Origin of the sequence: Amycolatopsis sp. NPDC004625 (assembly GCF_040609695.1) — a bacterium.
Taxonomy (GTDB): domain Bacteria; phylum Actinomycetota; class Actinomycetes; order Mycobacteriales; family Pseudonocardiaceae; genus Amycolatopsis.
In genome coordinates this window covers 40,007-61,022 of sequence record NZ_JBEXKX010000007.1, presented here as the reverse complement: position 1 = coordinate 61,022, position 21,016 = coordinate 40,007, and the positions used below count along the sequence as shown (strand labels likewise).

The window sequence follows — 21,016 nt, the reverse complement described above, 5'->3', positions numbered from 1 at the left end:
TCTCCCTCACGAGTCCCAGATCGCGCCGAAGGCCGGAATCCCGCGGGCTTCCAGCGCCTCGACGACGTGCCACGTTGTCTTCCGGTTCGAAATGCAGATCACCGCTTCCGCGGCGAAGTCCCGGTGCGCGCTCAGGGCCAGTTCGACCAGGTCGGGTTTGCCGTCGCTGTCGGTGTCCCACACGACGGCGTCCGGCTGGACGGCCAGGATCTCGTCGACGAGCTCGTCGCCGTAGGTCCGCCGGGGGTGGCGGGTCGACCACACGAGCCGCGCGGGCGTGTCGCCGGAGAGCAGGTGCGGCAGGCACGGGCCGATCCCGCTGCCGGTCGCCACCCAGACCACCCGCCGGAACAGCTTGTCGATGTTGCCCACCCCGGCGGTCGGGATGCCCTTCACCCACACGTGCGACGGCAGGTCGTCGATCAGCGCGCCGGTCCAGTCGCCGGCGCGGGACACGGTCAGCCGGAACCCGGAACGCCCCGGCGCGGGCACGTTCGCGAAGGAATGCCACTCCAGCAACGGGTTCCGGCTCAGCGCCGTCGACGAGCCGGCGAACGGCGTAACGCCGTGGTCGAACGACAGGAGCGCCACGTGCGGCGACGGCCGGGTGATCCGCACCGGCACCCGCCGCAGCCGCAGCCACGGCAGCGCCACGCTCGTGACGACGACCAGCAGCACCCAGAACGGGCCCGAGCCCACGAAATCCGGCCCGCCCAGCAACGCCGAGTGGACGGTGAAGAGCACGAGCAGCGCCCAGCCGCCGAAGCGGTGCGAGCGCTCGAACAGGTCGTGCCGGCGCGCCCGCACCCGCGGCAGCGCGAGCACGACCACGACGGCGAGGAGCACCGCGATCGCCCAGGTGGTCACCAGCAGGGCCGCCGATCCGCCGCGGCCGGTCAGCACGCCGGTGAGCACGAGGAACCAGCCGGTGGCGCAGAGCGTGCCGCCGACGTGCAGGCCGCCGAAGTGGTAGACCTTGCCCAGCGTCCAGCGCAGCCGCAGCGAACGGCTCACCGGTGCCGCCGTGGCCAGCCGGAAAAGCAGGTTGATCACGAGCTGCTGGCGGACCAGCACGGCCGGTGCCAGGTTCCCCAGCACCAGCCAGGTCAGGACGTCCAGGTCGAGCGGGCCGGCGGTGGCGGCGACGGCGTTGGCCGCCACCACCGCGGCGGCCAGCCGGTTGTGGTGGGTCCACGGCCGCCGCTTCAGCCGGGCCCGCACGGCCGCCGACGGCGGGATGGTGGCGGTCATGCCACCGTCCCCGCGGGCTCGCGACTGTCCAACCGCGACAGCAGCGCGCGCCGGTCGACCTTGCCCCGCTCGGTGAGCGGCAGGCCCTCCACCGGGACGATCATCGCGGGCACGCTGTAGTACGGCAGCGCGGCTTCCGCCGAACGGCGGATCAGCTCGGGCTCGGCCGTCGAGGGCGTCACGAAACCGACGAGCCCGCCCTCGTAAAGCAAGGTGGCCGCGCGGTCGCAGCCCGGCGCCCGCTCCAGCGTCGCGGTGACCGCGTCCAGCTCGACGCGGAAGCCGCGGACCTTGACCTGGTCGTCGGTCCGGCCGTGGTGCTCCAGCTGCCCGTCCGCGGTCCACCGCACGAGGTCCCGGGTGCGGAACATCCGGTGCGGTCCGCCGAGGAAGGGGTCCGGCCGGTAGCGCTCGGCGGTGAGGACGTCGTCGCCGGCGTAGCCCGCGGTGACGCACGCACCGCCCGCCCACATCTCCCCGGCCTGGCCGATCGGACACGGCCGCAGCTCGTCGTCGAGCACGTACACGGTGGTGTTCGGCACCGGGCGGCCGATGGTCAGCGGACCGCGCCGGGGATCGTAGCGCTGGACGGTGTTGACGATGGTCACCTCGGTGGGGCCGCAGGCGTTGTGGAAGCGCGCCCGCCGCGACCAGGCGTCGGCCAGCGCGGCCGGGCAGCGTTCGCCCGCCACCGCGACGGTCCGCACCCGCGGGCACGCCTGCGGGTCCACTGTGGACAGCACGCCGGGGGTGGCGATGACGACGTCGGCCGCGCGGGCGGTCTCCTCGATGTCCCGGCCGCGGATGAGCAGGCAGCCGCCGTGGGCGAGGGTGCCGAGGATTTCCCACGCGGCCATGTCGAAGGCGATGTTCAGCAGCTGCGCCACGCGGTCGCCGGGCCGGATGCCGAGCGAGCCCGGTGCCGTCAGCAGGACGTTGGCGAGGTTCGCGTGGGTCACCTGCACGCCGTTCGGGCGCCCGGTCGTCCCGGAGGTGAAGATCACCATCGCGGTGCCGCCGCCGGCCGCGGCGGGAGGGTCGCCGTGCGCGTGCTCGTCGTCGATGGCGACGACCCGGCCGAGGTCCGCGGGCAGCGCGGCCGAGTGCTCGCGCGTGGTCAGGACGACCTCGATGCCCGCACTGCGCACGATCTGCCGCAGCTGGCGGGCGGGCGCGATCCGGACGTCCTGCGGCACGTACGCCGCGCCCGCGCGCAGCACCGCGAGAATGCCGACCACCATCGGGATCGACCGGGTCAGGAACAGGCCCACGTGCTGCCCGGGACGCACCCCGAGCCCGATCAGGGAGGCCGCGAGCGAAGCCGACCGGCGATCGAGTTCGGCGTAGGTGAGCGATGCACCCAGGTGCATTACCGCCGGTGCGTCCGGACGGGCTCGTGCCTGCGCCAACACGGCGTCGTGAATGCGGCGGAACGGGACTCCGGCGGCCTTTCCGGTACCGAACCGCTGGAACAGCACGCGGTCGGCGGCGGTCAGGCCCTGCAGCGAGGAGGGGCGGATCAGCGCGGTCACTCGGTCACCTTTCGCCAGGCCGGCGCGGTCAACCGAGATGAACGAGACAGCCTGGCGATTTGTTCAAGGCGGATCCGAGAATTTCTCGTGTAACCCGGTGAAACGGTGTTTCGACGAATTCATCCATCGTTCGCCGGATTACTGCGGGCGCTTTCTCTGGTATTCCGCGCGAACGGGCCGTCCTCGGCACCCCCGCCGGGAACGGCCCGTTCCTCCCCCTTGCTCACCCCGCCGCGCGCGTCACCACGGCGTTGCCGGTGCCGGTGCGGGCGCGGACCTTCAGCTTCACGCCGCCCTCGGGGGCTGCGTCGGCGACGTCCAGTTCGCTCGAAACGCGGCCCGCGCTGGCGGTCAGGTCGACCTCGGCGGACGTGCCGCCGCGGATGCCGATCCGGACTTCGCCGGAGCCGGTGATCAGGTCGAGGCTGCCCGAGCCCGCGTCGGCCACCGACAGGTCGCCGCTGCCGGTGCGGGCCATCACCTCGCCCGAAACCGCGCCCAGCCAGACGTCGCCGGTGCCGGTGGCCAGGGTTGCCGAGCCGGCGATCGAGGACGCTTCGACGTGGCCGCTGCCGCTGCGCAGCTGCAGCCCGCCCAGTGTCGGGCCGAGCTTGACCGCGCCGCTGCCGGTGCGGATCGTCGCCGAGCCGTCGGCGCGCTCGAGCTTCACCTCGCCGGAGCCGGTGAGCAGGTCCACGCGGCCGGCCGAGCCGGACACCGTGACGTCGGCCGCGCCCGCCCGCACCTCGACGTGCGAGCCCACCGGCGCGTGCACCTTCACCGCGAGGGCGGCGTTGCGCAGCTGCCACGCCTTCGGTGCCTGGACGACCAGGCGGTTGCCGACCTTCTCGATCCGGCTCTGCCGGACCGCCTCGGCGGGGGAGGTCCCCGGGTCCAGGCCCAGCTGGTCGCCGAAGCGCTCGCCGACCCAGGACAGCAGGCTGTTCACACCCGCCACCCACGGCTGCTGCTCACCCTGGTCGTGCCGCAGTTCGACGCGTGCGCCGGAGTCGCCTTCGAGGACGATCTCGACGCGGCCGATCGTGACGCTGACGTCGAGCTCCAGCGGGACGTCGGTCTCGAACTCGTCGATCCGGACCAGCTCGTCGGCCGGCTCCTCGGCCGGTGTGGTCTGTTCTTCGCTCATCGTCGGTTCCCCCTCAGCCTTCGACCCAGCCGTGCAGGTGCGACCCGGTGCCGCCACCCTTGCCGTGGTGCTTGTGGCCTCCGCCGCCGAGCGCGCCGTGCCCCAGCGCCCCCTGGACGGCCTGCGAAACGAACGTGTTCAGCGAGACGCCCTGGGCCGCGGCGGCGCGTTCGGCCTGGCCCTTGATCTGCTCGACCAGCCGCAGCGTGATCCGGCTGATGTCACCGCCGTCGATCGGTGGCGGCGGTGTGGTGTCACGTGGTGTCGCTCGTGACGTCGGCTCCTCGGCGGTGCCCGTGACGACCACGCGGACGTCCCGGCCGTCGAGCCGGACGTCCACCACCTGGCCGGGCAGGGCGGCCGTGACCTCGGCGGCGAGGTCGGCGAGGGCGTTCATCAGGGTCAGGCGGACGGCGGGTTCGAGCGCGGAGGACAGCAGTGCGGCCGCCCGCCGGGTCTGCTCGTCCCCGGCGGCAGCCGTGTTCGCGAGGTCCTCGCGAAGGGTGGCGATGTACGGGGTCAGGTCCATGACACCACTATGACGTCATCGGTGACGTCAGTCAAGGCGGCCGTGCTGTCACCGTGTCCCCCGGGAGTGGCCGGCCCCGCGCGGTTAGGCTGCCCGGGAGCCGGGAGAAGGAGTGCTGACGTGGCCGCAGCGGTGTCGCCCAGAGTGCAGCTGATCGCGAAGACCGAGTTCTTCCCGCCCGAGGACGTGCCGTGGTCGACGGACGCGGACGGCGGCGAAGCGCTCGCCGAGTTCGCCGGCCGCGCCTGCTACCAGTCGTGGCAGAAGCCGAACCCGGTCACCGCGACGAACGCCGGCTACCTCGAGCACATCATCGACGTCGGCCACCTTTCGGTGCTGGAGCACGGTTCGGTGACCTTCTACATCAGCGGCATCTCCCGGTCGCTGACCCACGAGCTCATCCGGCACCGCCACTTCTCCTACTCCCAGCTCTCGCAGCGGTACGTCCCGGAGCGCAACGCCGAGTTCGTCGAGCCCGAGATCATCGCGAACGACCCGGTGCTGCACGAGAAGTTCCTCGCCGCGACGCGGGCGAGCGTCGACGCCTACACCGAGCTGCTGGCCGGGCTCGAGGAGAAGTTCGCCGACGTCCCGACCGCGACCCTGCGCCGCAAGCAGGCCCGCCAGGCCGCCCGCTCCGTGCTGCCGAACGCGACCGGGACGCGCATCGTCGTCAGCGGGAACTACCGCGCCTGGCGGCACTTCGTCGCGATGCGGGCCACCGAGCACGCGGACGTCGAAATCCGCGAGCTGGCCGTGGAATGCCTGCGGCAGCTGCAGAAGGCCGCCGCGAACGTGTTCGCGGACTTCACCATCTCGACGCTGCCGGACGGCACCGAGATCGCCACGAGCCCGAAGGTGCTGGAAGGCTGATGAAGCGACTCGCGATCGACGTCCGGCCCGGTGAGTACGCCGTCGTGCGGCTGCCCGCGGACGCCCCGGTGCCCGCCGAGCTGTTCGAGCCGGGGGAGGCGTTCGTCTCGGTGACCCGGACGCCCGAAGAGCTGTCGGTGATCTGCCCGGCCGGCCGCGAGCCGGCCGGCGCCACGGCGGCCGAGGACGGGTGGCGGCTGCTGTCGGTCCGCGGCCCGCTGGAGTTCACGCTGACCGGCATCATCGCCGCGCTGGCCTCGGAGCTGGCCGCGGCCGGTGTCGCGCTGTTCTCGATGTCGACGTTCGACACCGACCACATCCTGGTCCGCGCCGCCGACCTCGACCACGCGGTCACGGCCCTGCGCGAGTCCGGGCACGAGGTCGCGCACGCCTGACTTTTCGGGCGCGATCTGCCGGGTATCCGGGTTCAAGGGTGGGGTCCCTCACCCTTGAAAAACAAAGTTCGGCATGCCTAAACTTCGGTTTGGGATCCCCGATACCCGGTTTCCGAGAGGTGGCGTCATGGCGGTGACCGAGGCGGTCCGCCCGAGACTCGTGTCGCGGCTGCGCACCGGTTCGGCCCTGCTCGGGCCCGCGTTCGTCGCCGCCATCGCCTATGTCGACCCGGGGAACGTCGCCTCCAACATCAGCGCCGGCGCCCGCTACGGCTACCTGCTGGTCTGGGTGATCGTGGCGGCGAACCTGATGGCCGTGCTCGTGCAGTACCTGTCGGCGAAACTGGGCCTGGTCAGCGGGATGTCGCTGCCGGAGGCGCTGCGCGCCCGGCTGTCCCGGCCCGCGCGGCTGGCCTACTGGGCCCAGGCCGAGGTCGTGGCCATCGCCACCGACCTGGCCGAGGTCGTCGGCGGCGCGATCGCCCTCAACCTCCTGTTCGACCTGCCGCTCGTGGCCGGCGGCCTGATCACCGGCGCGGTGTCGCTGACGCTGCTGGCGGTCCAGGACCGCGGCGGCCAGCGGACGTTCGAGCGGGTCGTCACCGGCCTGCTGGCGGTGATCGCCATCGGTTTCCTGGCGAGCCTGTTCGTCGAGCCGCCCTCGGCCGCGGCGACCGTGGGCGGCCTGGTGCCGAGGTTCGACGGCGCGGGCAGCGTGCTGATCGCCGCGGCGATGCTGGGGGCGACGGTCATGCCGCACGCGGTGTACCTGCATTCGGGCCTGGTCCGCGACCGCCACGGCCGCTCGGACGGCGTCCGCCGCCGCCGGCTGCTGCGGGCGACGCGGGCGGACGTCGGCCTGGCCATGCTGCTGGCGGGCGCGGTCAACCTCGGCATGCTCCTGCTGGCCGCGACGAACCTCCAGGGCCAGGACGGAGTGGACAGCATCGAAGGCGCGCACGGCGCGGTGGCGGTGGCGCTCGGCCCGGGCATCGCGCTGCTGTTCGCGATCGGCCTGCTGGCCTCGGGCCTGGCCTCGACGTCGGTCGGCGCGTACGCCGGCGCGATGATCATGCAGGGCCTGCTGCACAAGCGGGTCCCGCTGGTCCTGCGCCGCCTGGTCACGCTGACGCCGGCGATCGTGGTGCTCGCACTGGGCGCGGACCCCAGCGCGGCGCTGGTGGTGTCGCAGGTGGTGCTGTCGTTCGGCATCCCGTTCGCGCTGGTGCCGCTGATCCGGCTGACGGCCGACCGCGACCTGATGGGGGCGGCCGCGAACCGCCGCCTGACCACGGTCGCGGCGTGGGTGATCGCGGCGATCATCATCGCGCTGAACCTGGTCCTCATTTACCTCACCTTCGCCCGCTGAGGTTGCTTTCCCCCGCCGGGGCACGAATTCCGCGGAACCCGCGGCGCCCCGCGGCGGTCCGACTAGCATCTGCGCGACCGCCGCCAAAAGGAGCACCGTGACCGACGAACAGACCCGGCCCTACCCGCCGCGGCAGGCCCCTGCCATGCCCGGTCAGCGGGTCGTCGCGGGCCGTTACCTCCTGCTGGGCGAACTGGGCCGCGGCGGCATGGGCGTCGTGTGGCGGGCGCAGGACCAGGTGATCGGGCGGCAGGTCGCCGTCAAGGAGCTGCGGCTGCCCGACGCCGAGTCCGCCGCCGTCTTCTCCGAGCGGGCCCTGCGGGAGGTGCGCACCGGCGGCCGGCTCAACGACCCCGCGATCGTCACCGTCTACGACGTCGTCACCGACGGCGGGACCACCTTCATCGTCATGGAGCTCGTCGAGGCCCCGAGCCTCGCCGACCTCGTCCGGCAGCGCGGCCCGATGCCCGCCGCGCAGGCCGCGCAGCTGGGGGAGCGGGTGCTCGCCGCGCTGCAGGCCGCGCACGCGGCCGGGATCGTGCACCGGGACGTCAAGCCGGCGAACATCCTGGTCGCGCCGGACGGCCGGGTGAAGCTCACCGACTTCGGCATCGCCCACGCCGTCGACGACCCGCGCCTGACCACCAGCGGCATGATCGTCGGCTCGCCCGCCTTCATGGCGCCGGAGCGCGTCGAAGGCCGCGAAGCGCTGCCCGCGTCCGACCTGTGGTCCCTCGGCGCGACGCTGTTCTTCGCCGTCGAAGGTTCGATCCCGTTCGAGCGCGCGACCACCGCCGCGACGCTGCACGCGATCATGACCGAGATCCCGTACCTGACCCGCGGCCAGGGCCCGATCGCCGCCGCCATCCTCGGCCTGCTGGTCACCAACCCCGACGCGCGGCTGACCGCGCCCCAGGCCCAGAACCTGCTGACCACGGCCCAGGGCGTGCGGCCCACCCCGCCGCACGGCACCGCGATGCTCGGCGCCCCGGCGCCGCAGCCGCCCGCGAAGAAGGCCCACCGCGCGCTGTGGCTCTCGGCCGCGGCCGTGCTGGTCGTGGCGGCCCTGGTCGGCGGCTTCTTCGCGGGCAAGGCGTTCGAAACGCCCGTCCCGGACGCCCAGAAGCTGCCCACGATGACGTTCGGCCTCGGCGGCCAGATGCGCGTGGACGCCAGCTCCAGCTACCAGTGCTACAACGCGCCGGTCCAGGACGGCGGGGTGATCAGCGACGAGAACGACGGCGACTGCAAGGAGAGCCACACCCTCGAGCTCTACGACAGCGGCGACGCGATCGGCACCGCGAACTGGTCCGACAGCGACGCGGAGATCGCCGCCTACCCGGGCCTCGAAGCCGTCACGGCGGTGGCCGAAGCCCGCTGCGCGGCCTCCTTCCGCTCCTCGATCGTCCCCGCCACCCAGCGCGAGGCCCTCCGGTACCGCGCGCTCGTCCCGACCCAGGGGGAGTGGCAGAGCGTGCCCGACAAGCCCGGCGAGTACCCGAGGCGCGAGTTCTACTGCGCGCTTTCCAAGGCCGACGGCGGCCCGATCTCGGCCCCGATCGTGACCAAGGTCAAGTAGAAGTTCCGCGACGAGCGGCCCGGCCCCGGAAATCCTCCTGGTGACCAGGTCGACGCGGTTTTCGTCGGACCCTCGGGGTACCGTCTCACCATGTCCAACCCACCTACCGCAGCGCCCGGACGGCCGTTCGGGCGCGTGCTCACCGCGATGGCCACCCCGTTCGACGCCGAGGGCGCACTGGACCTGAAGCGGGCGCAGGAGCTGGCCGAGCACCTCGTGGAGCTGGGGAACGACGGCCTCGTGGTCAACGGCACCACCGGCGAGAGCCCGACCACGAGCGACGCGGAGAAGCAGGACCTGATCCGCGCCGTGGTCGAGGCCGTCGGCGACCGCGCGACCGTCGTGGCCGGCGCGGGCACCAACAACACGGCGCACAGCATCGAGCAGGCCAAGCAGGCCGAAGAGGCGGGGGCGCACGGCCTGCTGGTCGTCACCCCGTACTACTCGCGGCCCAGCCAGGCCGGGCTGTTCGCGCACTTCACCACGGTCGCCGACAGCACCGGGCTGCCGGTGCTGCTCTACGACATCCCGCCGCGCTCGGTCGTCCCGATCGAGGTCGACACGCTGCTGCGGCTGGCCGAGCACCCGCGGATCGTCGCGGTCAAGGACGCCAAGGGCGACCTGATCGCCGGGTCCGAGGTCATCGCCAACACCCACCTCGCCTACTACTCGGGTGACGACGGCCTGAACCTGCCGTGGATCTCCGTCGGCGGGGTCGGCGTGGTGAGTGTGATCGGTCACGTCGTCGCGGGCCGGATCCGCGCGATGATCGACGCCTACGAGAACGGCGACACCTCCACCGCGCGCACCAACCACCGCGGCATGCTGCCGGTGCTGCGCGCGATGTCGCGGGTCGGCGGGGTCGCGTTCAGCAAGGCGGCGCTGCGGCTGCGCGGCTTCGACATCGGCGAGCCGCGGCTGCCGATCGTCGCGCCGACCACCGAGCAGACGGCCCTGATCGCCGGTGATCTTGCCCAGGGCGGCGTGCCGCTGGGCGACACGGCGGCCCAGGACTGGCATGGTGAGCGGGTGGCACAAGCAGATTCGAGGGCCGCCTACGTGGCGCCGACCTCGCACACCAGCGTTGGGACCCTGCCTCGGTGAGCTCACTTCCCCCAGGTCCAGGCCCCACCAACGCCCCGCCCGCACTGCCCGCCGGGGCCCTGCGCGTCGTCGCGCTGGGCGGCATCGGCGAGGTCGGGCGCAACATGACCGTCTTCGAGTACGGCGGCCGGCTGCTCATCGTCGACTGCGGGGTGCTCTTCCCCGAGGACGACCAGCCCGGCGTCGACCTGATCCTGCCCGACTTCCGCGCGATCGAAGACCGCCTCGACGAGATCGACGGACTGGTGCTCACCCACGGGCACGAGGACCACATCGGTGCCGTCCCGTTCCTCCTGCGCCTGCGGCCGGACCTGCCGATCTACGGCTCGAGGTTCACGAACGCGCTGCTCGCGGCCAAGGCCAAGGAGCACCGGCAGCGGCCGAAGCTGATCGAGGTCCGCGAGGGTGAGCGCCGCGACGTCGGCGTGTTCAACCTCGAGTTCTTCGCGGTCAACCACTCCATCCCGGACGCGCTCGCGGTCGCCATCCGCACCCCGGCGGGCGTGGTGCTGCACACCGGCGACATCAAGCTCGACCAGCTCCCGCTGGACGGGCGCCTGACCGACCTGGCCGGCTTCTCCCGGCTCGGCGACGAGGGCGTCGACCTCTTCTGCGTCGACTCGACCAACGCCGAGGTGCCCGGGTTCGTCATGCCCGAGCGCGACATCGGCCCCGTCCTCGACGACGTCATCCGGCGCGTCGACCAGCGCGTGATCGTGGCCTGCTTCGCCAGCCACGTCCACCGCGTCCAGCAGGTCCTCGACGCCGCGCAGCGGCACGGCCGCCGGATCGCGTTCGTCGGCCGGTCGATGGTCCGGAACATGGGGATCGCGGCCGAGCTGGGCCTGCTCAACGTGCCGGACGGCCTGCTCGTCGACCTCGACCAGGCCAGCACCCTGCCCGAGAGCAAGGTCCTGTTCGTCTCGACCGGGTCGCAGGGCGAGCCGCTCTCGGCGCTGTCGCGGATGGCGCGCGGCGAGCACCGGCAGATTTCGATCCGCGCGGGCGACACGGTGGTGCTGGCCAGCTCGATGATCCCGGGCAACGAGACCGCGGTGTTCGGCGTGGTCAACGGCCTGACCCGGCTCGGCGCGAACGTCGTCCACCAGGGCAACGCGAAGGTCCACGTGTCCGGCCACGCGTCGGCGGGGGAGCTGCTCTACCTGTACAACGCGGTCCGGCCGAGCAACGTGATGCCGGTCCACGGCGAGTGGAAGCACCTGCGCGCGAACGGCGAGCTGGCGATCCGCACGGGTGTTGCGCCGGAGAACGTGGTCATCGCCGAAGACGGCGTGGTCGTGGATCTCGTGGACGGCAAGGCGTCCCGCACCGGCCGCGTCGAGGTCGGGCACGTGTACGTCGACGGCCTGTCGGTCGGCGACGTCGGCGAGTCGACGCTGTCGGACCGCCTGGTCCTCGGCGAGGGCGGGTTCATCGCGATCACGGTCGCGGTGGACACCAGCACCGGCCGCGCGGTCACCAGCCCCACGGTGTCCGGCCGCGGCTTCTCCGACGACCCGAAGGCGCTGGACGCCGTCGTGCCGCTGGTGGAGATGGAGCTGGCGCGCACGGAGTCCGAAGGCATCACGGACACGCACCGGATCGCGCAGGCGGTCCGCCGGGTGGTGGGGCGCTGGGTGGCCGACACCTACCGCCGTCGCCCGATGATCGTGCCGACGGTGATCCCGGTCTGAGGTTTTTCCGGCGCGGAACGCCTTCGCCTCCCCCTTTCGGCGGCGAAGGCGTTCCGCGTTTTCAGTGCGTCACCTTGGCCAGCAGCAGGGCGAAGGCCACGGTGACGGTCTGGCGCAGCAGCGCGCGGCGCGCCCTGCGTTGATCCCCTCGGGTCGGCTTCACGCGGTCCAGTGTTTCGCCGCGGCCCGGCGTGGACATCCCGCTGCGGGAGGGGCCGGATCCCTCTCCGGGGTGAGCTGTTAGGCCGTCCGGCGCACGTGCGGCCCCTTCCCTGCGGGATAACCTTGATCCCACCCCGCCTCGCGCAGAGAGGCCGCGCCGATGGGACGTCACTCGGACGGCAGACGACGCCGGCTGCTCGTGCCCGCCGTCGCGACCGGCCTTGTGCTCGTCCTCGGCGCCGCGACCTGGGTGACGGTGTCGGCCGTGCGCTCCCGGCCGTCGTGCGTGCAGCCGGTGAAGGTCCTCGTCACCGCGTCCGCCGACATCGCGCCCGCGTTGTCGCTGGTCGCGCGCGGGCTCGACCTGTCGTGCGGCAGCGTCGAGGTCCAGACCAGGGAGGCGACCCAGGCCGCCGAGCGGCTCGCCCTCTCCGACGGCAGCCCGCGGCCGCAGGTCTGGGTGCCGGATTCGACGCTCGCCCTGCGCCGCGCCCACCAGCTCGGCGCCGCCGACGTCCCCGGGAGCGGCGCGTCGGTGGCCAGCTCGCCGGTGGTGCTGGCCGTCGCCGCGGACGTCGTCAAGGGCCTCGGCTGGCCCGGTCACGCGCCCACCTGGGCGGAGGTGCTGGCCGCGCCGGGCGTCGTCCCGGGGATGCCGGACCCGGCCCGCGACCCGGTCGGCGCGGTGGCCCTGCTCGGCCTCCAGGACACGGTCAAGGCGACGCCCGAGCCGTCGGGCGCGTACGTCGCGCTGCTGCGGCGGTTCTCGGCCAACACGCTCGGCGACGAGACCGACCTGATCGCCCGGCTGCCGGGGTCGAGCGACGGCGGCGGCACGGCCGCGGTGACGGCGTTCCCGGCGTCGGAGAACTCCTTGCTGCGCCACAACGTCGAGGACCCGAAGTCCCCGCTCGTCGCCGTCTACTCGCCGGCCGTGCCCACGCTGGACTACCCGTTCGCGGAGCTGGGCGGGATCACCTCGCAGCAGCGCCCGATCGTCGACGCGCTGCGGGACGCGGTGCTCGGCGACGCGGGCGCGGACGCGATCGCGAAGACGGGCCTGCGCGCGGCGGGCGGCCAGGCGCTGCGCGACCACCCGGACGACCCGAGGGTGTCGCCGGAGGGCTTCCGCACGGCGAACCTGCCGTCCGCCCAGGGCGTCGACGAGCTGCTCAACCAGTGGGCCGGCATCAACCTGAGCGCGCGGGTGCAGGTGCTGATCGACGTCTCGGGCTCGATGAACGCCCAGGTCCCGGGCACGGGCCTGAACCGCATGCAGGTGACGATGCAGGCGGCGGCGAAGGCGATGCGCCTGTTCAAACCGGCGACCCAGCTGCGGATGCTGGCGTTTTCGACGCACCTGGACGGCGACAAGGACTACCGCGAGCTGCTCCCGATGGCCCCGGTGGCCCAGCACCTGGCGAGCGGCGCGCTGGAGAAACTGGCCCAGGTCAAGGCCACCCCGGACGGCGGGACAGGGCTGTACGACAGCGTCCTGGACACGTACCGGACGGCCCGCCGCGAGTGGGAGCCGGGCCGCTTGAACCTGGTGATCGTGATGACGGACGGCCGCAACGAGGACCCGCACGGAATCTCCCGCGCGGACCTGCTGTCGGAGCTGGCAAAGCTGCAGGACCCCCGCCGCCCGATCCCCCTGATCGGCGTGGGCATCGGCCCGGACGCGGACAAGTCCGAACTGGACCAGCTGACGGCGGCGACCGGCGGCCAGGCGTTCGTGGCCCCGGACCCGGCGAAGATCACGGACGTGTTTTTCGGAGCCCTGTCCCGGATCGCCGGCGGATGAGGGCGTAGACCCCCAGGATCACCGCCAGGCTGATCAAACTCAGGTACAACTGCGCGCGGGCGTCTTCGTCGACGAACAGCATCGAGGCCACCACCGCCAGCGTCAGCACCAGGGTCACCCAGCTCAGCCACGGATATCCCCACATCCGCAGCTTCAGCTTCTCCGGCGCCGTCGCTTCGAGGGACCGTCGCATCCGGAGCTGGGACCCGCAGATGATCGCGTACACGAACAGGGCCACCGCGCCCGCCGAATTGATGATGAAGTAGAAGATCTTGTCCGGGGACACGTAACTCATCACCACCGCCACGTACCCGACCGACGTCGACGCCAGGATCGCCTTCCACGGCACCCCGCGGGCGTTCGTGTCCGCGATCCAGGCCGGGGCCCAGCCGTGGCGGCGCAACGCGAACAGCATCCGGGATGCCGTGTACAGCCCCGAATTCAGCACCGACAGTGCCGCCGTCAGCACCACCGCCGACACGATCGTCGACGCCGCCGGGACGCCGAACCGGCCGAACGCCGCCGCGAAGGGGCTCGTTTCGCTCGGGATTTCGCGCCACGGGGTGATCATCACCAGCAGGGCCACCGAACCGACGTAGAACACGATCACCCGCCAGACGATCGTCGACGTCGCCTTGCGGACCGCCGTCTCCGGCTGGTCGGACTCGGCCGCCGCGATCGTCACGATCTCCGCGCCGAAGTACGAAAAAATCACGATCACCACGCCGTGGACGACCGAGAAGCCGCCGTGGGGCACGAAGCCGTCGAGCCCGATGTTGCCCACCGAGAAGTGCGCGTCCGGCCAGAGCCCGAGCACGAACAGCAGGCCCAGCACCAGGAACACGACGATGGTCGCGACCTTGATCGAGGCCAGCCAGAACTCCGTCTCGCCGAACGACCGCGCCGACGCCAGGTTCGTCGCCGTCAGCAGCAGCATCAGGCCCAGCGAGAACACCCACTGCGGCACGCCGGGGATCCAGCCCTGCAGGATCTTCGCGCCGGCGACCGCCTCGAACGCGACCACGCCGACCCAGAAGTACCAGTACAGCCAGCCGATCGTGAAGCCCGCCCAGCCGCCGAGCGAGTCGCGCGCGTACTCCATGAACGAGCCCAGCGCCGGTGCCGCCGTCGCCATCTCGCCGAGCATCCGCATGACGAGCACGACGAGCAGCCCGCCGAGCGCGTAGGAGAGCACGGCGGCCGGGCCGACGGTGTGGATCACCGCGCCGCTGCCGATGAACAGGCTCGCGCCGATGATGCCGCCGAGGGCGATCATCCGGACGTGCCGCTGCCGCAGGTCGGGCCGCAGCCCGGACTTCGTCGCCAAGGTGCTTCCTCCCCGGGGTCGAGGATGGATTTTCGCACTCGGGAGCGAAGTGGTGCAGAATTTGCGCAACCTCACGGCACGAGGATCTCGGACTTCCGTTGCACGACGTACGCCCCGGCCAGCAGGATCGCCGAACCGAGCAGCTGCGGCCAGGCGAGCTTCTCGCCGATCAGCACCCACGCCGCGACCGTCGTGATCACCGGTTCGACCAGCCCGAGCACGCTCGCCACCGACGCCGGCAGGTGCCGCAGCGACGAAATGCCGCAGACGTACGCCAGCACCGTCGCCACCAGCACGAGCACGGTCAGCAGCAGCCACACCGGCGGGTGCCAGGCCCCGAACTCCACCGGCACGCCGAGCAGCCCGGCCGGCCACGTCCACGGCGGCGCGGCGAAGCTGATCGCGACCGCGCCGACCACCATCCCCCAGGTCACCAGCCCCAGCGGATCGATGCCGGCCACCGCGCGTTCGCCGAGCAGGAAGTACCCCGCCGAGCACAGGGCCGCGCCGAAGCCGGCCAGCAGGCCGAGCCCGTCGAGCGTGACGCCCTCCCAGACCTGGGCGACCAGCGCGAGCCCGGCCATGGCCAGCGCGATGCCGCCCCACACCGGGCGCGGCAGCCGGTGCCGCCGCACGAACCGCACCCACAGCGCGATGAGCACCGGCGAGACGAACTCCAGCAGGATCGCGATGCCGACCGGGATCCGGCCCGCGGCGACGAAGTAGAGCAGCTGCACGCCCGCCACGCCGAGCAGGCCGTAGCCGGTCAGGACGGGCAGGTCCGCCCGGCGCACCCGCAGCTTCCGCGGCGCCGCCAGCGCGACCCCGGCGAGCAGCACGAACCCGGCCAGCGCGATCCGGGCCGCGGCCACCTGCTCCGGCGTGATCCCGGCCGTCATCACGGACTTGCCCAGCGTGCCCGACGTGCTGAAGAACAGGGCGGCGAGCAGGACGTAGGTGGTGCCGCGGCCGCGGTGGGCGACCCGGGGTGGCGGGAGGACGGGGAGCTCGGTGGTCACCGTCGCGACTCTAGAGCCCGCGCCGTCACCGCCGAAACGATTTCCCCGGTTATCCGGCCCGCTTGAGCCCGGTGGCGACGTGCGTGGTGACGGTGGCCAGCCGCCGCCCCTGCAGGCGCAGCGCGGCGAGGGCCACGTCGTCCGGCGCGGCCGACTTGCGGGAGACGAACGAGCCGCCGTAGGGGTTGCCGGACTGCATCAGGTGCGGGTCGGTGTAGCCGAGCGGGACGACGATCGCGCCCCAGTGGTAGAAGACGTTGTTGATCGCCAGCAGCGTCGACTCGAGGCCGCCGTGCGCGGTCGACGCCGTGGTGAACGACGTCGCCACCTTGTCCGCCAGCTTCCCCTTCGCCCACAACCCACCCGTGCTGTCCAAATAGGACTTGAGCTGCGCGGCCGGGCCGCCGAACCGGGTCGGGCTGCCGACCGCGAGCCCGTCGGCCCATTCGAGGTCGCCGAGCGTGGCGAGCTCGTGGTGCGGGCCGGCGTCGACCCAGGCCTGCCACCGCGGGTTGTGCGCGATCGCTTCGGCGGGCACGGTTTCCGGCACGGTCCGCACGCGCACGTCCGCTCCGGTCTCGCGCGCGCCCGCGGCCAGCGACCCGGCGAGGGCGGCGGTGTTCCCGGTCGAGCTGTAGTAGACGACGAGTATCCGTGTGCTCACGTCGCCGACTCTAAGGGCGCCGCTTCGCCCGTCTCAGAGTGCGGACGACGGCTTCCAGGGGCTGACCGTGTCGGTGGGCCGCGTCGGGTCGTGGAAGCGGGGCCGGTCGAGCTCGCCCGCGCGCAGCGGGACCAGGCCGTCGGTGATCGCCTGCATGATCTTCGCGTGCGCGCGCACCCCGGCGCCCGGCCGCTGCGTGTCGATGTCCGAGAGGTCGACGGGGTCGCCGAAGTGCACCCGGAACTTCGGACGGCGCAGCGGCGCGCTGAGCCCGGAGCGGGCCAGCGGGACCAGGTCGGCCGGGCCGTTGACGGTCTCGGTGCCCCAGTAGACGGCCTCGTGCGCGCCCCACTGGCTGATCGGGATCACCGGCACCCCCGCGGCCAGCGCGAGCCGCGCGGCGCCGGTCTTGCCGCGCTCCGGCCACAGGCCCGGGTCGTGGCTGATCCGGCCCTCCGGGTAGACGATGATCGGCTCGCGCGTGGTCTTCATGGCCTCGACGGCCTCGGCGAACTGCCCGACGGCGGTCCCGGCGTGCTTGCGGTCGACCCGCAGGTGCCCGCTGACCCGCAGCGCCGGCCCGATGACGGGCGCGTCGAGGATGCCGCCGGCCAGCATGAACCGCGGGTTGATGCCGATCCGCTTGCACGCGGCCATCAGCACGAAGGCGTCGAACACGCCGATGTGGTTCGCGGCCATCAGCAGGGGCCGTCCGCGCAGCTGGGCGGGCACCCGGCCGGAGACGGTCAGCCGCCCGACGAGGTTCACCAGCCCGCGGTCGATGGTCAGCATGGTCCGCCAGATGGCGGGAGCACGGCGGGGCGGTTCGTCGGTGCGCAGCGCGAGCATGGGGCAGAGCATGGCAGACGCGGATTTCACCCGTTTGCGCACTGGCCGGATCGGTTCACCCGGATGGCCGCTCCACCCCCGGTGTGAGGCAGAAGTTCACCCTGGGCCGAGAGTGGCGCGTGGGACGAACCGCCACGGCCGGTTACCGTTGACCCATGGCTGGGTCGGCGACGAGGAAGAGAAGCACGGGAAGCGGCGCGAAGGGGGCAGCGGCGCGTAAGCCGCGCACACCCGCGAAGCCACGTACGTCGTCCACCCGCAAGCCGCCGCCACGGGCCCGGCGCAAGACGCCCGGGATCTTCGGCAAGGGCGTCCGCGGGACGTGGAACCTGCTGGCCAAGGGCCTGGGCACGCTGGCCCGCACGGTCGGGCGCACCCGGGAGCTCGAGGCCGAACACCGCCGCGACGGGCTGGCGCTGGGGCTGATCGCCCTGGCCATCGTCGCGGCCGTCGGTGTCTGGTGGCGGGCGGCCGGGCCGATCGGGGCGGGCGTCGAGATCGCCACCCGGACCGTCCTCGGCGCCGGGGCCGTCACGTTGCCGCTGGTCCTGGTCGTGGTCGCGGTCGCGCTGATGCGGTCCGAGCCCCATCCGGAGACGCGGCCGCGGATGGTGGTCGGCACCATCATGGTCGTCCTGTCGGTGCTCGGGATGCTGCACATCTTCACCGCGCTGCCGGACACCAACGACGGCCGGATGTACGCCGGCGGCATCGTCGGCGCCTTCTCCGGCGGCCTGCTGACCATGGGTGTCACCACCTGGGTCGCGGTGCCGCTGCTGATCCTCGCGCTGTTCTTCGGCGTGCTCGTCTTCACCGGCACGCCGGTCCGCCAGATCCCGCACCGGCTGCGCAACTGGGGCCTCGACGAGGAGGAGATCGCCGAAGCCGAGGCCCAGCGCTCGGGTTTCGCGACCGACGAGGACACCGTCACCGAAGCCGACCCGAAAACCGCGCGCCTGCGCAAGCCGTCGCGGCGCCGCCAGGCCAGCGAAGCCGAGCCGGAGCAGCTGGACATCGACGCGATGCTGGCCGAGGCGCCGACGCCGATCAAGCCGCCCAAGCCCAAGCCGGTCGCCGAGGTGCCGGAGAAGAAGCCGAAGAAGGCCCCGGAACCGCCGCTCGCGGTCACCCGCACGGTCGAGGGCGATTACCAGCTCCCGCCGCCCGACCTGCTCAAGCTCGGCGACGCGCCGAAGTCCCGCAGCAAGGCCAACGACGCCATGATCGAGGCGATCACCGGCGTGCTGGAGCAGTTCAACGTCGACGCGCAGGTCACCGGCTTCACCCGTGGCCCGACGGTCACCCGCTACGAGGTCGAGCTCGGCCCGGGGGTGAAGGTCGAGAAGATCACCGCGCTGACCAAGAACATCGCCTACGCGGTGGCGACCGACAACGTCCGGCTGCTGGCGCCGATCCCGGGCAAGTCCGCGGTCGGCATCGAGGTGCCGAACTCCGACCGCGAGATGGTCCGCCTGGGTGACGTCCTGCGGGCGCCGACCACGGTCAAGGATGTTCACCCGATGGTGATCGGCCTCGGCAAGGACATCGAGGGCCACTTCGTCACCGCGAACCTGACGAAGATGCCGCACCTGCTGGTCGCGGGCTCGACCGGGTCCGGTAAGTCGAGCTTCGTCAACTCGATGCTGGTGTCGCTGCTCGCGCGCTCGACACCGGACGAGTGCCGGATGATCCTGATCGACCCGAAGATGGTCGAGCTGACGCCCTACGAGGGCATCCCGCACCTCATCACGCCCATCATCACCCAGCCGAAGAAGGCCGCCGCCGCGCTGGCCTGGCTGGTGGAGGAGATGGAGCAGCGCTACCAGGACATGCAGGTCAACAAGGTCCGGCACATCGACGACTACAACAAGAAGGTCCGCTCGGGCGAGATCACCGCGCCGCCGGGGTCCGAGCGCGAGTACCGGCCGTACCCGTACATCATGGCGATCGTCGACGAGCTCGCCGACCTGATGATGACCGCCCCGCGCGACGTCGAGGACGCGATCGTCCGGATCACCCAGAAGGCGCGTGCCGCCGGGATCCACTTGGTCCTGGCCACGCAGCGGCCGTCGGTCGACGTCGTGACCGGCCTGATCAAGACCAACGTGCCTTCGCGGCTGGCCTTCGCGACGTCGTCGCTGACCGACTCGCGGGTCATCCTGGACCAGCCGGGCGCGGAAAAGCTCATCGGTATGGGTGACGCGCTCTACCTGCCGATGGGCGCGGGCAAGCCGGTCCGCATCCAGGGCGCGTTCGTCGGCGACGAAGAGATCGCCGCCGTCGTCAACTACGCCAAGGAGCAGGCGCAGCCGGACTACCAGGACGGCGTCACCGCGCAGAAGGCCGGCGAGAAGAAGGAGATCGACCCGGACATCGGGGACGACCTCGACGTCCTGCTGCAGGCGGCGGAGCTGATCGTGACGTCCCAGTTCGGCTCGACGTCGATGCTGCAGCGCAAGCTGCGGGTCGGGTTCGCGAAGGCCGGCCGCCTGATGGACCTGCTCGAAAGCCGTGGCGTGGTGGGCCCGTCGGAGGGCTCGAAGGCCCGCGACGTGCTGATCAAGCCGGAGGAACTGGAGTCGGTCCTGTTCATGATCCGCGGCGGCGGCCCGGTGGACGCCGACGCGGGCGACGACGAGGAGTAGCGGTGCAACCCGTGCTCGCCCGGTTCCGTCCTGAGCACGTGGACCTACCGCGATTCGCAGCCGGACTGTTCGCCTTCGCCGTGCTCACGCTGGGGGCCGGGAGCACAGTCGCCGCCGCTCCGGGGCCGCCCGCGGGGCCGGAGCCGCCGACCGTGAGCGCCCCCGCCGGCCAGGACGTCACCCTGCGCCTCGGGCAGGAGGCGGCGGTGCAGGGCAAGGACCTGACCGTGCGCTACACCCGGGTGGTCGCCGACTCGCGGTGCCGGCCGGGGATGACGTGCATCTGGCAGGGCGAGGCCACCCTGGCGTTCCTGCTGAAGGAACCCGGCCGCGGTGAGAGCACCACGGCCGAGCTCCACAGCGGCCCCCGCACCGGCCCGCAGGCGACGTCGTTCGCGGCCAGCCGCATCGAGCTGGTGTCGGTGAGCGAGGACGCGGGGGAGGCGACCGTCCGGATCAGCTGAGCGGGGTGCCCCAGTGGTCCAGGAAGGCCACTTCGGACAGCGGCGTCCGCGCGGCCGGCTTGAAGTCCGGCACGGTCGTGTAGGCCACCGGCAGCAGCCCGGCCTGCGTGTGGCCGGCCGGGATGCCGAGGATCTCGGCCGCCTCCGCCTCGCGGGACAGGTGGTACGTCGTGAGCGTCGAGCCGAGCCCGCGCGAGCGCAGGGCCAGCTGGAAGTTCCACACGGCGGGGAAGATGCCGCCGTAGAAGGCCGCGTCGGCCGCGTTGTCGCCGGCCGGGCGGCCCGCCAGGACGGGGATCACGAAGACGGGCACCCGCTCGATCACCTCGATCAGGTGCCGGCCGGACGCGAGCGCCCGCGGGTCGGCGTTCTTCGCCCGTTCCGCGAGGTAGGCCTCGCCCACCTCGCGGAAGAGCACGCCGAGCCGGTCCTTCACGCCCTGGTCGCGCACGACCAGCCAGCGCCACGCCTGGACGTTGCCCGGTGTCGGCGCCTGGAGGGCCAGGTTCAGGCACTCCTCGAGGACTTCGGGCTCGACCGGGCGGTCGAGGTCCAGCTTGCGGCGCACCGCGCGGGTCGTGCTGAGCAGGTGATCGATCTCCATGACCA

Annotated in this window: 18 protein-coding genes; 9 read left to right on the top strand and 9 right to left on the bottom strand. The window is 72.4% G+C overall.

Annotated features, from left to right (window positions below):
* Positions 1-6: 6 nt before the first annotated feature.
* From ABZW17_RS09970 to ABZW17_RS09955, 4 genes are all read right to left on the bottom strand, one after another.
* Positions 7-1,251: a hypothetical protein gene (locus tag ABZW17_RS09970; RefSeq protein WP_354811618.1), complete on the bottom strand. Its 1,245-nt coding sequence runs from the start codon at positions 1,249-1,251 to the stop codon at positions 7-9.
* The gene (locus ABZW17_RS09965; protein WP_354811616.1) at positions 1,248-2,783 is read right to left on the bottom strand and encodes an amino acid adenylation domain-containing protein; all 1,536 of its coding nucleotides are present in this window, start codon (positions 2,781-2,783) and stop codon (positions 1,248-1,250) included. The genes ABZW17_RS09970 and ABZW17_RS09965 overlap by 4 nt, the downstream gene beginning before the upstream one ends.
* Positions 2,784-3,006: 223 nt before the next feature.
* The gene (locus ABZW17_RS09960; RefSeq protein ID WP_354811614.1) at positions 3,007-3,930 is read right to left on the bottom strand and encodes a DUF4097 family beta strand repeat-containing protein; all 924 of its coding nucleotides are present in this window, start codon (positions 3,928-3,930) and stop codon (positions 3,007-3,009) included.
* A 13-nt stretch (positions 3,931-3,943) separates the two neighbouring features.
* Positions 3,944-4,459, bottom strand: a complete 516-nt coding sequence (locus ABZW17_RS09955; protein WP_354811612.1) for a toxin-antitoxin system HicB family antitoxin — start codon at positions 4,457-4,459, stop codon at positions 3,944-3,946.
* A gap of 120 nt (positions 4,460-4,579) precedes the next feature.
* Here ABZW17_RS09955 and thyX point away from each other — a divergent pair, with 120 nt between their 5' ends.
* The 7 genes from thyX (at position 4,580) to ABZW17_RS09920 (ending at position 13,439) form a co-directional block, all read left to right on the top strand.
* Positions 4,580-5,332, top strand: coding sequence for an FAD-dependent thymidylate synthase (gene thyX, locus ABZW17_RS09950; protein ID WP_354811610.1), 753 nt, complete (start codon positions 4,580-4,582; stop codon positions 5,330-5,332).
* On the top strand, positions 5,332-5,727 hold the full coding sequence (locus tag ABZW17_RS09945) for an ACT domain-containing protein (protein ID WP_354811608.1): 396 nt from the start codon (positions 5,332-5,334) through the stop codon (positions 5,725-5,727). The genes thyX and ABZW17_RS09945 overlap by 1 nt, the downstream gene beginning before the upstream one ends.
* Before the next feature lie 127 nt (positions 5,728-5,854).
* The gene (locus tag ABZW17_RS09940; RefSeq protein ID WP_354811606.1) at positions 5,855-7,096 is read left to right on the top strand and encodes an Nramp family divalent metal transporter; all 1,242 of its coding nucleotides are present in this window, start codon (positions 5,855-5,857) and stop codon (positions 7,094-7,096) included.
* A 97-nt stretch (positions 7,097-7,193) separates the two neighbouring features.
* Positions 7,194-8,675: a serine/threonine-protein kinase gene (locus ABZW17_RS09935; RefSeq protein ID WP_354811604.1), complete on the top strand. Its 1,482-nt coding sequence runs from the start codon at positions 7,194-7,196 to the stop codon at positions 8,673-8,675.
* 90 nt (positions 8,676-8,765) lie between these two features.
* On the top strand, positions 8,766-9,779 hold the full coding sequence (gene dapA, locus ABZW17_RS09930) for a 4-hydroxy-tetrahydrodipicolinate synthase (RefSeq protein WP_354811602.1): 1,014 nt from the start codon (positions 8,766-8,768) through the stop codon (positions 9,777-9,779).
* A complete protein-coding gene (locus tag ABZW17_RS09925; RefSeq protein WP_354811600.1) occupies positions 9,776-11,473 on the top strand; it encodes a ribonuclease J in 1,698 nt (565 codons plus the stop codon). Before dapA ends, ABZW17_RS09925 begins: the two co-directional genes overlap by 4 nt.
* Before the next feature lie 322 nt (positions 11,474-11,795).
* Positions 11,796-13,439, top strand: a complete 1,644-nt coding sequence (locus ABZW17_RS09920) for a substrate-binding domain-containing protein (protein ID WP_354811598.1) — start codon at positions 11,796-11,798, stop codon at positions 13,437-13,439.
* Here the strand turns inward: ABZW17_RS09920 and ABZW17_RS09915 are convergent.
* From ABZW17_RS09915 to ABZW17_RS09900, 4 genes are all read right to left on the bottom strand, one after another.
* Positions 13,393-14,766, bottom strand: coding sequence for an amino acid permease (locus tag ABZW17_RS09915; protein ID WP_354811596.1), 1,374 nt, complete (start codon positions 14,764-14,766; stop codon positions 13,393-13,395). The genes ABZW17_RS09920 and ABZW17_RS09915 overlap by 47 nt on opposite strands.
* A 71-nt stretch (positions 14,767-14,837) precedes the next feature.
* On the bottom strand, positions 14,838-15,785 hold the full coding sequence (locus ABZW17_RS09910) for an EamA family transporter (protein WP_354811594.1): 948 nt from the start codon (positions 15,783-15,785) through the stop codon (positions 14,838-14,840).
* A gap of 49 nt (positions 15,786-15,834) precedes the next feature.
* Positions 15,835-16,449, bottom strand: coding sequence for an NAD(P)H:quinone oxidoreductase (gene wrbA / locus ABZW17_RS09905; protein ID WP_354811592.1), 615 nt, complete (start codon positions 16,447-16,449; stop codon positions 15,835-15,837).
* 33 nt (positions 16,450-16,482) lie between these two features.
* Positions 16,483-17,298: a lysophospholipid acyltransferase family protein gene (locus tag ABZW17_RS09900; protein WP_354811590.1), complete on the bottom strand. Its 816-nt coding sequence runs from the start codon at positions 17,296-17,298 to the stop codon at positions 16,483-16,485.
* Between the two features lie 155 nt (positions 17,299-17,453).
* Between ABZW17_RS09900 and ABZW17_RS09895 the strand changes: the two genes are divergently transcribed.
* On the top strand, positions 17,454-19,943 hold the full coding sequence (locus ABZW17_RS09895; protein ID WP_354811588.1) for a DNA translocase FtsK: 2,490 nt from the start codon (positions 17,454-17,456) through the stop codon (positions 19,941-19,943).
* 152 nt (positions 19,944-20,095) lie between these two features.
* On the top strand, positions 20,096-20,407 hold the full coding sequence (locus tag ABZW17_RS09890; RefSeq protein WP_354811586.1) for a hypothetical protein: 312 nt from the start codon (positions 20,096-20,098) through the stop codon (positions 20,405-20,407).
* Here the strand turns inward: ABZW17_RS09890 and ABZW17_RS09885 are convergent.
* Positions 20,400-21,011: a nitroreductase family protein gene (locus ABZW17_RS09885; RefSeq protein ID WP_354811584.1), complete on the bottom strand. Its 612-nt coding sequence runs from the start codon at positions 21,009-21,011 to the stop codon at positions 20,400-20,402. The two genes, ABZW17_RS09890 and ABZW17_RS09885, sit on opposite strands and share 8 nt — an antisense overlap.
* Positions 21,012-21,016 lie beyond the last annotated feature (5 nt).

What these genes read in the sequence shown, in the direction of transcription:
- ABZW17_RS09970 (WP_354811618.1), bottom strand. Translation starts at nt 1,251, where the DNA reads ATGACCGCCACCATCCCGCCGTCGGCGGCCGTGCGGGCCCGGCTGAAG.
- ABZW17_RS09960 (WP_354811614.1), bottom strand. Translation starts at nt 3,930, where the DNA reads ATGAGCGAAGAACAGACCACACCGGCCGAGGAGCCGGCCGACGAGCTG.
- ABZW17_RS09955 (WP_354811612.1), bottom strand. Translation starts at nt 4,459, where the DNA reads ATGGACCTGACCCCGTACATCGCCACCCTTCGCGAGGACCTCGCGAAC.
- ABZW17_RS09945 (WP_354811608.1), top strand. Translation starts at nt 5,332, where the DNA reads ATGAAGCGACTCGCGATCGACGTCCGGCCCGGTGAGTACGCCGTCGTG.
- ABZW17_RS09940 (WP_354811606.1), top strand. Translation starts at nt 5,855, where the DNA reads ATGGCGGTGACCGAGGCGGTCCGCCCGAGACTCGTGTCGCGGCTGCGC.
- dapA (WP_354811602.1), top strand. Translation starts at nt 8,766, where the DNA reads ATGTCCAACCCACCTACCGCAGCGCCCGGACGGCCGTTCGGGCGCGTG.
- ABZW17_RS09920 (WP_354811598.1), top strand. Translation starts at nt 11,796, where the DNA reads ATGGGACGTCACTCGGACGGCAGACGACGCCGGCTGCTCGTGCCCGCC.
- ABZW17_RS09900 (WP_354811590.1), bottom strand. Translation starts at nt 17,298, where the DNA reads ATGCTCGCGCTGCGCACCGACGAACCGCCCCGCCGTGCTCCCGCCATC.
- ABZW17_RS09895 (WP_354811588.1), top strand. Translation starts at nt 17,454, where the DNA reads ATGGCTGGGTCGGCGACGAGGAAGAGAAGCACGGGAAGCGGCGCGAAG.
- ABZW17_RS09885 (WP_354811584.1), bottom strand. Translation starts at nt 21,011, where the DNA reads ATGGAGATCGATCACCTGCTCAGCACGACCCGCGCGGTGCGCCGCAAG.